The following is a 12188-nucleotide window of genomic DNA, read 5'->3' as shown; positions in this document are numbered from 1 at the left end:
ATCATCCACCAGCGCGCGGATCCAGTCGGTCACCACACATCACCATCTCGGAACACATCGCAGCCAGTACCCCCATTATGTAACCGAGGTCACATCAGCTGTGAGTGTCCCAGAACGCTACACCTCGACGCCCGCGCGCCACCGCTGCCGCATCCGCGCCTTGTCGAGCTTGCCCACCGACGTCTTGGGGACCTCGTCCACCCGCACGAACGTGTCCGGAAGCCAGAATTTCGGCAGGGTCGCCGCCAGATGCGCCCGCAGTCCGTCGTCGGAGACGTCGTCGGTCAGCCGGACCCACGCGACGGGGCGTTCCTGCCACGTCTCGTGCGGCACCGCGATGACAGCGGCCTCGAGCACGGCCGGGTGCAGCAGCAGCGTGTTCTCCAACTCGACGGAGGAGATCCACTCCCCGCCGCTCTTGATGAGGTCCTTGACCCGATCGCGGATCTCGACCTGACCGTCGGGGTGGATCACCGCGACGTCGCCGGTCCGCAACCAACCGTCGTCGAACGCGTCGCCGGTACGGTCGTCGTCGAGGTACGTGCCGGTCACCCACGGTGAGCGAGCTTCGAGCTCACCGGTGGTGAACCCGTTCCACGGTAGACTTCGCCCGTCCTCGTCGACGATGCGCACCTGGAACAGCGGCAGGGGCCGCCCCTGGCTCGCCGGGACGTGACTGAAGGTCCCCATCGGCGAGGTCTCGGTCATACCCCACCCGTTGACGGTCGAGACTCCGTGCGCGGCCCACCAGTTCACCAGCCCCGACGGCGGTACCTGACCGCCCAGCCACAGGGTGTGCACGCTCCCGAGGTCGTAGCGGGCGGGCTCGGCGTCGAACCGCTCGCGCATGAGCGCGGCAACGGCCGGTGCACCGACGACCACGTCCGGGGTCTGCTCCGTCGTGATCCGCAGCAGCTCGGCCGGCGAGGGGTGCGGCCCGGGAAGGACGAGACGGGCGCCCTGCAGCACCCCCGCGTGTGGAACACCCCAGCTGTGGACGTGGGACATCTGCGTGGCCAGCAGATACGAGCGTGACCCCTCGATCGCGACACCACCGGACGCACTGATCGCCAGGGCATGCAGCACGGTGCTGCGGTGGCTGTACACCACTCCCTTAGGCAACCCGGTGGTACCGGAAGTGAAGCAGATCGACGCAGCGGTGGTCTCGTCGAACTCCGGAAACTCCTCGATCGGTTCGGCATCGTGCAGGAGCCGATCAAACGACCACCACGTCACCGTCGCAGACAGTGCGCGATCGAGGCCGTCGAGAGTGCCGAAAACGACCACGTGCCGGATGCGCGGCAGGCGCGGGAGGACTTCGGTGAGCACCGGCAGCAGGTCGGCGTCGATCAGGACCACCTCGTCCTCGGCCTTGTCCATCGTATAGGCGATGTGGTCGGGCGACACCCGGTGGTTGACAGTGTGCAGGATCGCCCCGGACGCCGGAACGGCATAGTAGGCAACGAGGTGTCCGAAGGTGTTCCACGCCAGCGTCGCAACCCTCGTCCCGAACCCGATTCCCAGGTCGTCGAACGCACCGGCGAACCGGCGGGTGGCCGCGCCGAGATCGCGGTAGGTGAACTCCCGGTCGCCGCGGCCGGCGTCGCATGAAACCCCGACCCGGTCGGCGAAGACGTTCTCGGCGTGCCACAGCAGCGAGCTGATCAGCAGTGGACGATCCATCATCGTGGCGAGCATGGCGGTATTCCTCCGGATCCGGTGGGTGAGCGTGCGACCAGCGTCCATGCCGAACCGCCCTGCAGACCGTCCGAATTCGCGACAGCACCCGGATCCACACGCCGCTCTGCAACGCACTGTTGCGTTGTGGGACACCCACACCACAGCGCACGTCGCGAGACTGGGCTCACACCACCCGTACGTGTCAATCGACCTTCGACGGATGGCACGGCACGTGGCACGAGCAGAACCCAGGAAAGAGGTACCGACATGTCCGATCCTCAGCTCACCGAGATCGCGGCGGGCTTCACCTACACCGAGGGACCCCGCTGGCATGAGGGCCGGCTGTGGTTCGTGGACTTCTACACCCACTCGGTCAACGTCGTGAACGCCGACGGATCCATCGAACGGGTCTGTACCGTCGACCACCAGCCCTCCGGTCTCGGCTGGCTCCCCGACGGACGCATGCTCGTCGTCTCGATGAAGGACCGCAAAATCCTCCGCAGAGAACCCGACGGCTCGCTCGTCGAACACGCCGACATCTCCGCCCACTGCCGCGGCTACGCCAACGACATGGTGGTCGCCGCGAACGGACAGGCATACGTCGGCGAATTCGGGTTCGACCTCATGGGCGGCGCCGACCACGAGCACGGCGTCGTCGTCCTCGTCGACACCGACGGCACCTCCCGCGTGGCCGCCGACGGGCTGTCCTTCCCGAACGGCATGTGCATCTCCCCGGACGGAAAGACGCTCTACGTCAACGAACTGTTCGGCAACCGCATCTCCAGGTTCGACATCGCAAGTGGCGGAACACTCGGCCACCGAGAAGATTTCGCCTCCTTCGGAGACCTCGGCGACGAACCGAACGTCGAGAAGCGGCTCGCGGCATGCACGATCGCCCCCGACGGCCAGGCCCTCGACGCCGAGGGCGCTATCTGGATCGCCGACTGCGTCAACCAACGCGCGGTCCGATTGGGTGAGGGCGGAGTCGTCCTCGACGAGGTGAGCACCGCACCGCTCGGCGTGTTCGCGGTCGCCCTCGGCGGAGACGACGGACGAACCCTGTTCCTCTCCGTCGCACCGGATTTCGACGAGGCCAAGCGCAGTGCCGCACGGGAGGCCAAGGTCCTCTCGACGACCGTCGACGTTCCGCACGCAGGAAGGCCGTGACCATGCTGAATACACGTTTCACCGAGATTTTCGGTGTCGAACACCCCGTTGTGTGCGGGGGTATGACCGGCGTGGGCACCGCGGAGCTGATCTCCGCCGTCGCCGAGGCCGGCGGACTCGGGTTCCTCACCGCATTGACCCAACCCACACCCGAAGCACTCACCGCCGAGATCGCCCGGTGCCGCGAGATGACCGACAAGTCGTTCGGCGTCAACCTCACTCTTCTCCCGACGGTCAATCCCGTCCCCTACGACGAGTACCGCGCTGCAATTATCGACAGCGGCATAACTATCGTCGAGACCGCCGGCAGCAATCCCCAGGAGCACGTCGCCGCGTTCAAGGCCGCAGGAATCAAGGTCATCCACAAGGCGGTGGCAGTTCGGCACGCCGTGAAGGCCCAATCAATGGGCGCCGACGCGGTGAGCATCGACGGGTTCGAGTGCGCCGGCCACCCCGGCAACGAGGACATCCCGGGGCTCATCCTCATCCCCGCCGCGGCCCGCGTCCTCGACATCCCGATCATCGCCAGCGGCGGGTTCGCCACCGGGGACGGGCTCGTAGCAGCACTCGCCCTCGGGGCTTCCGCGATCAATATGGGCACCCGGTTCGTCGCGAGCGACGAAGCGCCCGTGCATCCGAACGTCAAGGCCCAGATCGTCGCCAACGACGAACGCCAGACCATCCTCGTGTTCCGGGAGTTCCGCAACACCGCTCGTGTGGCCCGGAATTCGATTTCCGAGGAGATCGCAACCCTTTCGGCCCGGCCGGGCGCAGAATTCGCCGATGTCGCGCACCTCGCATCCGGGGTACGCGGACGCACCGAGGTGTTGCAGAACGGCGACATGGACGGCGGAATGTGGTGGGCTGGCCAGTCCCAGGGCCTCATCGAGACCGTCCTGCCCTGTAAGACGATCATCTCGGACATCGTGAGCGACGCCGAAGCCGCCATCCGCAGGATCGCCGCCGACCTCACCTGACATGTAGGCAAGGAACAATCATGGAATACACCACCATCCGCCACGAGATCGAGGACGGCATCCTCACTGTCGTGCTCGACCGTTCCGACCACCTCAACGCATTCACCGTCGAGATGGCCGACGAACTCGAGCACACCTTCGTGTCGGTGAACGATAACGACGAGGTCCGAGCGGTGATTGTCACCGGGGAGGGACGCGCGTTCTGCGCCGGCATGGACCTGTCGAGCGAAGGAAACGTGTTCGGTCTCGACGAGTCGAAGACGCCGTCCCTCGCCGACATGCACGATCTCGGCGACCCGGGGCTGCACCGAATCCGCGATACCGGTGGCCGTGTCACTCTTGCGATCCACGCCTGCCGGAAACCGGTGATCGCCGCGATCAACGGTGCGGCCGTCGGGATCGGAGCGACCATGACGTTGGCGATGGACGCGCGCCTGTTGTCGAACAGGGCGCGGTTCGGGCTGGTGTTCGGCAAACTCGGGATCGTGCCGGAAGCGTGCTCGACGTGGTTTCTGCCCCGGCTCGTCGGCATGCCCGCGGCACTCGATCTGGTGTACCGGGCCGACATCCTCGACGCCGACGCCGCACACGCAGTCGGGCTGGCGCAGGCCGTTTACGAACCCGATGCGCTGCTCGGTGCGGCACGAGCGCTGGCGGACGCGTGGACACGCGACCGGTCGCCGGTGTCGGTGGCACTCATGCGCCAGATGATGCTGCGCAATTCCGCAGCGCCGCACCCGGTAGAAGCTCATCGCGTCGATTCCCTGGCCATGTTCTACACCAGCATCGCCGACGGGGCCGACGGCGTGCGCGCCTTCCTCGACAAGCGCCCACCCAGCTTCCGCGGAAAGGCATCCGAGATGCCGCCGTTCTACCGGGAGTGGGTCGATGCCCCAGTCCCGTGAACACCCCACACTGGCCAGCCGGACGGTGTGGATGATGCGATCGTGACGTTATGGGTGCACGCGGGCATCGCAGCATCGGAGGTCATCTGTTGCCACGGCGAAGCACCTCAGTGTGCTGCGCGGGCTCAAGACCCGGTCCGGTTACACCGATACGCCGACGAGCCGTACCGCATCGAAGCGCGCTGAGCGTGCCGCAGAAGCTCTGATCGAGGCGGCCCGTCGCGCGCACGCTGAGGCCGGAACACGCTCAGGCCGGAAACTGAACATGAGGCTCGATACTGGCAGCACTTGCAACGGCGCCCCCGTAAATCCAGGACGATATGTGCGTGCCCGGCTCCGGGTCGTGACATTTCCAGCCGCCTGCCGCCGCCACACCGAGGGCCCAGGTAGAAAAACCAGGTGTGGCGGAACGCTCGGATCAGGAGACCCCGATGCCACGACCATCATCATGGGTGAGGACGACGGCCTCCGCCCTCGGTGAGGAGCTGGCACGCATCGGTCTGACCGTCCCCACCGACCGACTCGAGGCCCTGCTCACCGACCGAGTCGCCGCCGTAGCGGAACAGATGCACATCACCGAACGCACCGCCCGCCGGTACTTCGATCCTCACGCACTGCGCACCCTCGCCCGTGAACTGGCCCTGCGCATCAAGGAAGAGGCACCCGGCGTCGACCTGCTGACACTGCCCCGCACCATCGCCGTACCCTGCCCACCCTCGGTGCGACAATCGCCGCCCTCGTCGAAGTCGCCGCCGCCGCCGGTGCCGACACCGGTCCCGACGAGCCGGCGATCGAGAACACCGTCGACCTCGTGCACCACGGCTGCACACTCCCACCAGGCGTCGCCGAGGACGTACGCCCCCACCTGCGGAGGCACTGAGCGAAGACGCCGCCCAGGCTACGGGCACTGATCCCCGACACCGGCCGACGGACCGGCCCGGGCCTGTGGGCGGTTCCCGACGATCATGGTGAACACCGGGCTCGTCGCGAGTGCATTCGTGTCGCAGAAACGATCGAATGAGACGAATCGAGCCACCGCACAGCTATGCAATCGACAGATTACGGAGATCGACGCAAGTACCGAGAACGGCGTTGGCTGTTGCTCGGCTCACGGCCCATTAAGTCGGACGTTCCCCTCGACGTCGGGTTCGTTCGTGGCGGTCACATCGGTCCCGCAGCCACCGAGACGTGGAAGTTCCCCGCACCCACGGACCGCTCGAGGGTCCGAATGACAGCAGCCGAATTGTCGTAGGGCCCGTTGAGGTAGAACGGCTGACCGTCCTTACCGAACTCGATCTGACCCGTCCCCCTCACCCAGGAACGCGGCGGCATCACCATCGAAGGCGTCCGCGGGCTCGAAACCGAGTCCGCGCGCATACGTCGCCGCCCCCAGGATCAGTTCACGGCCGAGTTCGATCGGAATCTCACCGCTGGACGGTCGAACGCCGCGTAGTACTGCGGACGGCGGTGGGGATCCTGCCCGCATCCATGGTTTCGGGCTCACGGGTGTTCTTCACCCCAAGGCAGTGCGCGTCGGCCAGGTATAGCCTCGCAGCGCCGCCAGACCACGCCGTCCCTCTCGTGCCACCAACAGCTGCGCGAAGTCTTCGGCCTCACCGGCGGGAGCATCCAGTTCCGGCCACTCCGGATGACCCTCGAGGCCCAGCCAGACACTCCAGCCGCAATTGACCCAGCACCCCAGCACCCGCCCCAATCCTCGGGACGCGTCGGCCTCGGCAGCGATTCGTCGCACCAACGGCGCCACCACCGACGGCCGCATGCCCAGAGCACGCGCGATCACCTTCGGCGGGACACCATGCTCCCAACGCCGCCGCACCTGCTCGACCAACTCCGCATCGTCCATGGCACCCCATTGTGCTTCACCGATCGGGAAGCTTCCGCGTCCGCACCTATCCGCTCGTGCCGCTGATCGAGCGATCACCGCACCCCACCGAACAGCCAGGACCACATCCCCGCATCACGCACGCAGGCCACGGCAGCATCTCCACCATGCCGCTGATACCGCCGTGCCGGTTCCCGGCGGTCCAGGTTCTGCCTGCTCCCGTCGTCCCGATCATGACCGGATCGGGGCCGGATCAGGAACCGGACGGGCTCGCCGCTGGGGGCGTGCCTGGGAGCTGGACACGGCCCTGTGGGCGTGCCGGGCCCACGCCCGCCAGGACGGCCTTGAGCGCCTCCGCCTCGTCGTGACCAGGATCGCCCGCGCCGCACCGACGAACTCTGCGATCGAAGCCACGTCCGTGCCCGATCGAGCGGCAGTCGGCAGAGGGTGCCTCGCTGTCGTGTATTACCTTACTGCGGAAGAGCTCTCGACTTCAGCTCATGAACCAGAAGCAGCAACGCATCGGAAACCACCAGCTCGAAGCGATCCGCCTGCTCACCAACCACGAGATGGACTCTTCGGTCCCCGTTCGCGGTCGTGCTGGTCGGCCAACCTACCCTGCGGCACTGCCTCCGACTCGGTGTGCTCGCCGCGCTGGACCAGCGCATCGCCGTGCGCTACACGATCGCCGGGATGAGCGCAGCCGACACCGCCGACTACATCGGTCACCACTGTCGCATCGCCGGCCGCGACGACACCCTGTTCTCCGACGACGCGATCGGGCTCATCCGTGGGCGCCTCACGCGGACACCCGCGCGCGGTGAACAACCTCGCATTGCACGCGCTTACCGCCGCCTTCGCCGCCGACCACACCATCGTCGACGAGAAGGCCGCCCGCATCGCCATCAGCGAGAGCGCCGCGGACTGAACCCGACCCCCATCAACCCGACCACCACCGCGTCAACCTGACGACCACCCCGTCACCACGCCCACCACGGCCCCGCCCACCACCCCCGAGCGGGGCCGTTCTCGCACCGCATCGTCGTCACCTTCAACGACGCGCAACACCTTCGGGCCTCCACCTCGCACAACAGCATATATTTGTACTGATATAACCTAGGGAGGTGTACCGAGGTGACGAGAAACCGATCCGATGGGTGGGTAGCGCACTTGACGACCTGCGCGATCTGCCCGCCGCCGCACAGGACGATCTCGGCTACCAACTCGGCCGGGCCCAACAGGGGCTCGATCCGGACGACTGGAAACCGATGAAGGACGTCGGGCCCGGATGCCGCGAGATCCGGGTCCGCACTCCGGACGGCGCCTTCCGAACGTTCTACGTCGCCCAGTTCGGCGAGGCGATCTACGTACTGCACTGCTTCCACAAAAAGACACAGAAGACCTCGAACGCAGACATCAACCTCGGCCGACACCGCTACAAGGCAGCCCAGGCATACGCACAGGAGACATCATGACCGACAAAGACATTACCGAAACCACCTCCGTGTGGGAGGCGATCAGTGACACCCCCGGCGAGGCCTACAACCGGCAGCTGCGCGCCGACCTGATGACCGCGATCCGCGCACAGATCGACCGTTTCGGCTGGTCCCAGGCCGTGGCCGCCGACAACCTCGGCGTTACCCAACCGCGGATCTCGGACCTGCACCGCGGCAAACTGAGCAAGTTCTCCCTCGACGCCCTGGTCAACCTCGGCAGCGAGGTCGGCGTCCACCTCGACGTCCACATCGACACCGACCGCACCCTCACCGGCCACTGACCACGGCACGCCGCCAAGGACCACTCGGTCCGTGAGGCTCGGACACGCCCGGGGCCGCCGAAATCGACCTCGAGCATCATCTGCGGGGCGACTCCCTCCCGTCACCGAGCCTCACCGATCAGCTGATAGCGATGGCGCCCGGCCGCTCGCCGGCGCCCCTTGGGCGCGTCGACCCAGACATGCATCGCCTGCCGCCGCCATGACGTTCCTCGCTAGGACCGCCCCCGCATCAGCGCGGCCGGGAACCGGACCTGTTCGGCGAATGAGACACCCTGATGGCGAACCTGCCCCGCCGTCGCCGCGCGGGTTGAACCAGCCACCGCCAAATGCGGAGCCGAACATCCGCACACACCGGCCACGGCGGACGGCGGCGCGCTGAGCGGGAAGGTACCGGTTCCGGTTGGCGCGCAGTCCTATTCCGATGCTCACGCCCGACCAGTCGCGCCTGCTCGACGTCAAACCGACGTTCGCCACCCTGCTGGGACATGACCTGCACGAGATCGCCGGCCTGCACGTCCACCAGGTGATCCACCCGGATGACATCTCCATCGGCTCGCCGCGAACGCAGTCGACGCACATGAGAACCCAGGAACCGCAACGCGGAAACTCGGATAGGCGAAAATTCGAATGAGGACAGTCCCCGGCCCGAGGCCGAGGACTGTCCTCGCGTTTTGAAGCCATCTTTGTCCGTCAGTAGGTTCCTTGCGAGTGCGGGCATCTGTGGTCCGCCCTCAATGAGAAACTGTTTGAGCCCAAGTTCGGCGGATCTGCTCACCGCAGGTGCAACGACTTCCTTGGCCGAATCGACTCGTCCCGCCGCAAAAAGGCTGGAAGCGAGCAGCATTTGGGCTTGGAGATGCGCTCTCTGCCGTTCGTGCGGGATTCGCTGCGCGTGTGCCGCCGCGCGGGTACACGCGAGAGCGACCTGCTGCGGGGATCCGTCGTGAAGAAGCAGACGTATCGAGGAGTCTTCTCGAAGTTCCTCGGTGATCACGGCGATGCCATCGTGTTTCGGCGTCTGCTCGAGAGATTCGGTATCGGCGGATTCGCTGCGGATTCGCACGGCGAAACTGCCGGAGGCATCGACAAGGCCGCACCGTATTCGTTCGTTCTCGATCCGCGCTGCCAGGCGCGGGAGTGAAAGCGTCGCGGAAATCCCGGCTCCCTCGTCGAGGCGTCGTGCGGCGGCGGCGATGTCGACGCGTAGCGCGACACATGACACCGACTGCCTCTACCCGGCGCCACATCCGGCGGAAACTCGGCGTGCTGCCGCTGGCCTGAACTCGCGTCCATCGCCACGGATCCGCCCTGGCCGGCGAATCATCACCCGCGGCCATCACCGCAACTCGGTTACGCCCCTACCGGACGAACGTCAGCCCGTTCGCGGTGCAGGCGGGCACCTCATTTGCTAGTTGGGGCACCGATCGACGTCCTCGCCATCGACATTCACCGTGGCCTTCCAGTGCCACTCGCTACCGAGAGCGGCCACCGCTGCGGAGGGCAGTACCGCCGTCACCTGACCGGGCACGCTGACATCCGGTGCACCCGAGAGATTCTGCTGCTTGGCGCCCGCGAAGGTGAAGTAGGCGATCTGGTTGCCGTCGAGGGTCTTGTAGCCGAGCTGAACAGCATTGTTTCCGCCCCGGTCTGCCGCCGAGAGCGACCACAGCACCGTCCCCGTGGCGGGGAGGTCACCCTGATAACTCCACACCACCCGCGCCACCGTACCGGCATACCCGGGGACCCCGAGGTGCACCGACACCTCCGTCAGATCGATCGGCGCACCGACCTCAGCGCTGGCACAGGAGCTGTCGACCTCACGAACCACCACCTGCCCGGGGACATCCGGCGCGGGCTGCGCCACCACCGATGTCGTCGCTGTCGTCGAGGACGCAGGCGCGCGCGTCGACGAGGAGGGTTGACTGGTCTCGGAGTCGGCGTTGCCGCAGCCGGCGAGCACGAGGATAGCGAGCGAGACCGAAGCGGCACGTTTCATGAGCAATGCATACCAGGCTCTTCATCGCTGTTCCGGTCCACAGGTCCGCTCGCGACGGAACATCGTCTCCCCGGCTCTCGTCCGCCAGTGTGGACTCGACTCGCGGATCGTCAACTGTGTCATTCAGGCGGATGACAGGCGGGCGCAGAGGAAATCGTGCACGTGCGGGCATCGATGGCGCTGAGGTCGACGCACTTTCTGGGGCGTCGCAGTTCGACGGCCGGTGTGGCGGGGGGGAGGCGATCATCCACGTCCACTGAACCGTCTAAGCTGCCTCGGATCTCGGTGACGGCACCAGCAGTAATAGAGGAGTTCGTGGTGACCACAAGGCGGAAGTTCGGCTGGGGACTCGGGGCGGTTGCAGTGTTGGCACTGTTCGGCAGCTACATCGACGAGGACTCCCGATCGGACAGATCCGTCACTCAGGCCGCCACACCTTCGGTTCGCACGACCACCGCCGCGCACGTTTCGGTGTCGCAGCGGCCTGAGTGGCGGGGATCAGTTCTCGAATACGACGTGGCCGCAGGGTCCGGACCTGGTCTATTCATCGACGTGGACGGACAACGAACCCGTGTCGATCTCAGTCATGTCGGAGCGGTGAGTTGCGGCGGATATGCAGCGCTGGAGTCGAATCGTGCTGCGGTGTTGGGTCGGTTGGCGGAACTCGCTCCGATCGGCAGCGGCGTGCGGGTTGTACGTTCCACCTCGTCCGCTGGGGGAAGCCTCACGCCCGGCGGATACGTGTATCTGAGCGCCTCCGAGGCCGGTCCATCGGAGGAGACCGCCACCGCCCCCGCCTCGACGACCACCTCCACCTCCACGGTGCCCACCACAACGCGTATGTCATCCATGACACCGACCACTACCCCGGCGACAACCACCCTCGCGGCGGCCCAGTCCTCAACCGACTCCGATGTGCTCCTCAACGAGATACTGCTCGCCGAGGGGTTCGGCACACTCGACATGCCGGACATCAACCTTTCCGCTCTTGCCCCGATCCCCCTCGACCAGCAGCTCGCATCGGCCGAGAAATCCAACGCGACGGCCATGAACGCTGCGCGCTGGACCAGACTGTTGACGGCATATCGGCATGCGTGGGGCACCCGCTCGGGGCTGCAAGCGCTGTGCCGCGACGACGATGACACAGCGATCGTGAAAGAGGGCCAGAAGGCCGAACTGGACCGGTTGCGGGCCGGACCCGACGGCCGGCTCTACACCAGCGACGACGACCACTCGATGTACAAGTTCGACGAGAACGGGAACATTTATGTCGAGGCGCCCGCCTACACCGGCGGCGGCGGCGGCGGTGGTGGTTTTTGCCGCCGTAGCCGTTGGTGCTGAGACTGCGCGGGGCTCGGGTGTGACGCGAACCGTTGCGGTGTCCGAACGAAGTCCCGCTGCGGTCATCGCGATCGGGCCCTCCGAGAGATCAGCCCGCCACCCTTGCGCACTCACCGTGACCACGCCGACACGGAAGGACGGCGGCGGCTCGGCGACCCGCCGTGAGCCCGCTCCCGTGCCGGCGATGTATACCGGCTGACCGATACACATGATCCGGTTTGTCTGATTACATGCCCTGGGTGAAGAAGACGACCTTTGCGATCACCCTGATCGCCGGCGCTGTGCTCGTGACCGGATGCGGAAGCAGCAAGACCCAGTCCAGCACCACACCGACCACGACAGCGTCCGTTGCACGAGTCGTCGACGCATCGAGTGCCAGACCGACCACGTCACGACCGGTACCGACAACAACCACGGTTGCCGCTCCGGTCAGCACCTCACCGGCTGCCGTGCAGCCTGTCGCCCCGGTAGTTCCCACGACCACTATTGCCGTGGCGCCACC

Annotated in this window: 15 protein-coding genes and 1 pseudogene; 10 read left to right on the top strand and 6 right to left on the bottom strand. The window is 66.4% G+C overall.

Going from position 1 to position 12188, the window contains the following annotated elements:
• Positions 1-117: 117 nt before the first annotated feature.
• Complete coding sequence (locus tag GO592_RS42955) at positions 118-1746, bottom strand: long-chain fatty acid--CoA ligase (RefSeq protein WP_157234284.1); 1629 nt, start codon at positions 1744-1746, stop codon at positions 118-120.
• A 201-nt stretch (positions 1747-1947) separates the two neighbouring features.
• On the opposite strand from GO592_RS42955, the gene GO592_RS42950 reads away from it, so the two are divergent.
• From GO592_RS42950 to GO592_RS42935, 4 genes are all read left to right on the top strand, one after another.
• Positions 1948-2847, top strand: a complete 900-nt coding sequence (locus tag GO592_RS42950; RefSeq protein WP_007298973.1) for an SMP-30/gluconolactonase/LRE family protein — start codon at positions 1948-1950, stop codon at positions 2845-2847.
• 2 nt (positions 2848-2849) lie between these two features.
• The gene (locus GO592_RS42945; RefSeq protein WP_174705516.1) at positions 2850-3824 is read left to right on the top strand and encodes an NAD(P)H-dependent flavin oxidoreductase; all 975 of its coding nucleotides are present in this window, start codon (positions 2850-2852) and stop codon (positions 3822-3824) included.
• Between the two features lie 20 nt (positions 3825-3844).
• On the top strand, positions 3845-4729 hold the full coding sequence (locus GO592_RS42940) for a crotonase/enoyl-CoA hydratase family protein (protein WP_007298971.1): 885 nt from the start codon (positions 3845-3847) through the stop codon (positions 4727-4729).
• A gap of 431 nt (positions 4730-5160) precedes the next feature.
• The gene (locus tag GO592_RS42935; RefSeq protein ID WP_039952090.1) at positions 5161-5640 is read left to right on the top strand and encodes a hypothetical protein; all 480 of its coding nucleotides are present in this window, start codon (positions 5161-5163) and stop codon (positions 5638-5640) included.
• Positions 5641-5890: 250 nt separating this feature from the next.
• Here GO592_RS42935 and GO592_RS45655 read toward each other — a convergent pair whose 3' ends face one another.
• A complete protein-coding gene (locus GO592_RS45655) occupies positions 5891-6043 on the bottom strand; it encodes a hypothetical protein (protein WP_237737287.1) in 153 nt (50 codons plus the stop codon).
• 199 nt (positions 6044-6242) lie between these two features.
• Positions 6243-6593 carry a hypothetical protein gene (locus GO592_RS45650; RefSeq protein ID WP_007298969.1) on the bottom strand — a complete coding sequence of 117 codons (351 nt, stop codon included), beginning with the start codon at positions 6591-6593 and terminating at the stop codon, positions 6243-6245.
• Between the two features lie 500 nt (positions 6594-7093).
• On the opposite strand from GO592_RS45650, the pseudogene GO592_RS45645 reads away from it, so the two are divergent.
• The 5 genes and pseudogenes from GO592_RS45645 to GO592_RS42910 all read left to right on the top strand — a co-directional run.
• Positions 7094-7500 (top strand): annotated as a pseudogene (locus tag GO592_RS45645) (ExeA family protein); the annotation flags it as partial.
• A gap of 196 nt (positions 7501-7696) precedes the next feature.
• Positions 7697-8047, top strand: coding sequence for a type II toxin-antitoxin system RelE/ParE family toxin (locus GO592_RS42925; RefSeq protein WP_007298967.1), 351 nt, complete (start codon positions 7697-7699; stop codon positions 8045-8047).
• The gene (locus GO592_RS42920) at positions 8044-8349 is read left to right on the top strand and encodes a helix-turn-helix domain-containing protein (protein ID WP_007298966.1); all 306 of its coding nucleotides are present in this window, start codon (positions 8044-8046) and stop codon (positions 8347-8349) included. Before GO592_RS42925 ends, GO592_RS42920 begins: the two co-directional genes overlap by 4 nt.
• A 421-nt stretch (positions 8350-8770) precedes the next feature.
• Positions 8771-8980, top strand: a complete 210-nt coding sequence (locus tag GO592_RS42915; RefSeq protein ID WP_007298965.1) for a hypothetical protein — start codon at positions 8771-8773, stop codon at positions 8978-8980.
• A gap of 225 nt (positions 8981-9205) precedes the next feature.
• Complete coding sequence (locus GO592_RS42910) at positions 9206-9490, top strand: hypothetical protein (protein ID WP_007298964.1); 285 nt, start codon at positions 9206-9208, stop codon at positions 9488-9490.
• 267 nt (positions 9491-9757) lie between these two features.
• Here GO592_RS42910 and GO592_RS42905 read toward each other — a convergent pair whose 3' ends face one another.
• Together GO592_RS42905 and GO592_RS42900 are read right to left on the bottom strand one after the other, a co-directional pair.
• Positions 9758-10345: a hypothetical protein gene (locus GO592_RS42905; RefSeq protein ID WP_007298963.1), complete on the bottom strand. Its 588-nt coding sequence runs from the start codon at positions 10343-10345 to the stop codon at positions 9758-9760.
• 584 nt (positions 10346-10929) lie between these two features.
• Complete coding sequence (locus tag GO592_RS42900; protein WP_157234283.1) at positions 10930-11196, bottom strand: hypothetical protein; 267 nt, start codon at positions 11194-11196, stop codon at positions 10930-10932.
• Between GO592_RS42900 and GO592_RS42895 the strand changes: the two genes are divergently transcribed.
• Complete coding sequence (locus tag GO592_RS42895; RefSeq protein ID WP_157234282.1) at positions 11195-11686, top strand: hypothetical protein; 492 nt, start codon at positions 11195-11197, stop codon at positions 11684-11686. The genes GO592_RS42900 and GO592_RS42895 overlap by 2 nt on opposite strands.
• A gap of 226 nt (positions 11687-11912) precedes the next feature.
• On the opposite strand, the gene GO592_RS45640 is transcribed toward GO592_RS42895, so the two are convergent.
• Positions 11913-12164: a hypothetical protein gene (locus GO592_RS45640; RefSeq protein WP_237720511.1), complete on the bottom strand. Its 252-nt coding sequence runs from the start codon at positions 12162-12164 to the stop codon at positions 11913-11915.
• Between the last annotated feature and the right edge of the window lie 24 nt (positions 12165-12188).

The organism is Rhodococcus sp. 21391 (assembly GCF_016772255.1).
GTDB classification, from domain to species: Bacteria; Actinomycetota; Actinomycetes; order Mycobacteriales; family Mycobacteriaceae; genus Rhodococcus_F; species Rhodococcus_F opacus.
The sequence above is the reverse complement of the archived record's forward strand: the minus strand, read 5'-3'. Positions and strand labels throughout refer to the sequence as shown.

Excerpts from the sequence above, each read along its gene's own strand:
- GO592_RS42955 (WP_157234284.1), bottom strand. The coding sequence starts at position 1,746 with ATGGACGCTGGTCGCACGCTCACCCACCGGATCCGGAGGAATACCGCC.
- GO592_RS42950 (WP_007298973.1), top strand. The coding sequence starts at position 1,948 with ATGTCCGATCCTCAGCTCACCGAGATCGCGGCGGGCTTCACCTACACC.
- GO592_RS42945 (WP_174705516.1), top strand. The coding sequence starts at position 2,850 with ATGCTGAATACACGTTTCACCGAGATTTTCGGTGTCGAACACCCCGTT.
- GO592_RS42940 (WP_007298971.1), top strand. The coding sequence starts at position 3,845 with ATGGAATACACCACCATCCGCCACGAGATCGAGGACGGCATCCTCACT.
- GO592_RS42935 (WP_039952090.1), top strand. The coding sequence starts at position 5,161 with ATGCCACGACCATCATCATGGGTGAGGACGACGGCCTCCGCCCTCGGT.
- GO592_RS45650 (WP_007298969.1), bottom strand. The coding sequence starts at position 6,593 with ATGGACGATGCGGAGTTGGTCGAGCAGGTGCGGCGGCGTTGGGAGCAT.
- GO592_RS42920 (WP_007298966.1), top strand. The coding sequence starts at position 8,044 with ATGACCGACAAAGACATTACCGAAACCACCTCCGTGTGGGAGGCGATC.
- GO592_RS42915 (WP_007298965.1), top strand. The coding sequence starts at position 8,771 with ATGCTCACGCCCGACCAGTCGCGCCTGCTCGACGTCAAACCGACGTTC.
- GO592_RS42910 (WP_007298964.1), top strand. The coding sequence starts at position 9,206 with ATGCGCTCTCTGCCGTTCGTGCGGGATTCGCTGCGCGTGTGCCGCCGC.
- GO592_RS42905 (WP_007298963.1), bottom strand. The coding sequence starts at position 10,345 with ATGAAACGTGCCGCTTCGGTCTCGCTCGCTATCCTCGTGCTCGCCGGC.
- GO592_RS42895 (WP_157234282.1), top strand. The coding sequence starts at position 11,195 with ATGACACCGACCACTACCCCGGCGACAACCACCCTCGCGGCGGCCCAG.
- GO592_RS42900 (WP_157234283.1), bottom strand. The coding sequence starts at position 11,196 with ATGGATGACATACGCGTTGTGGTGGGCACCGTGGAGGTGGAGGTGGTC.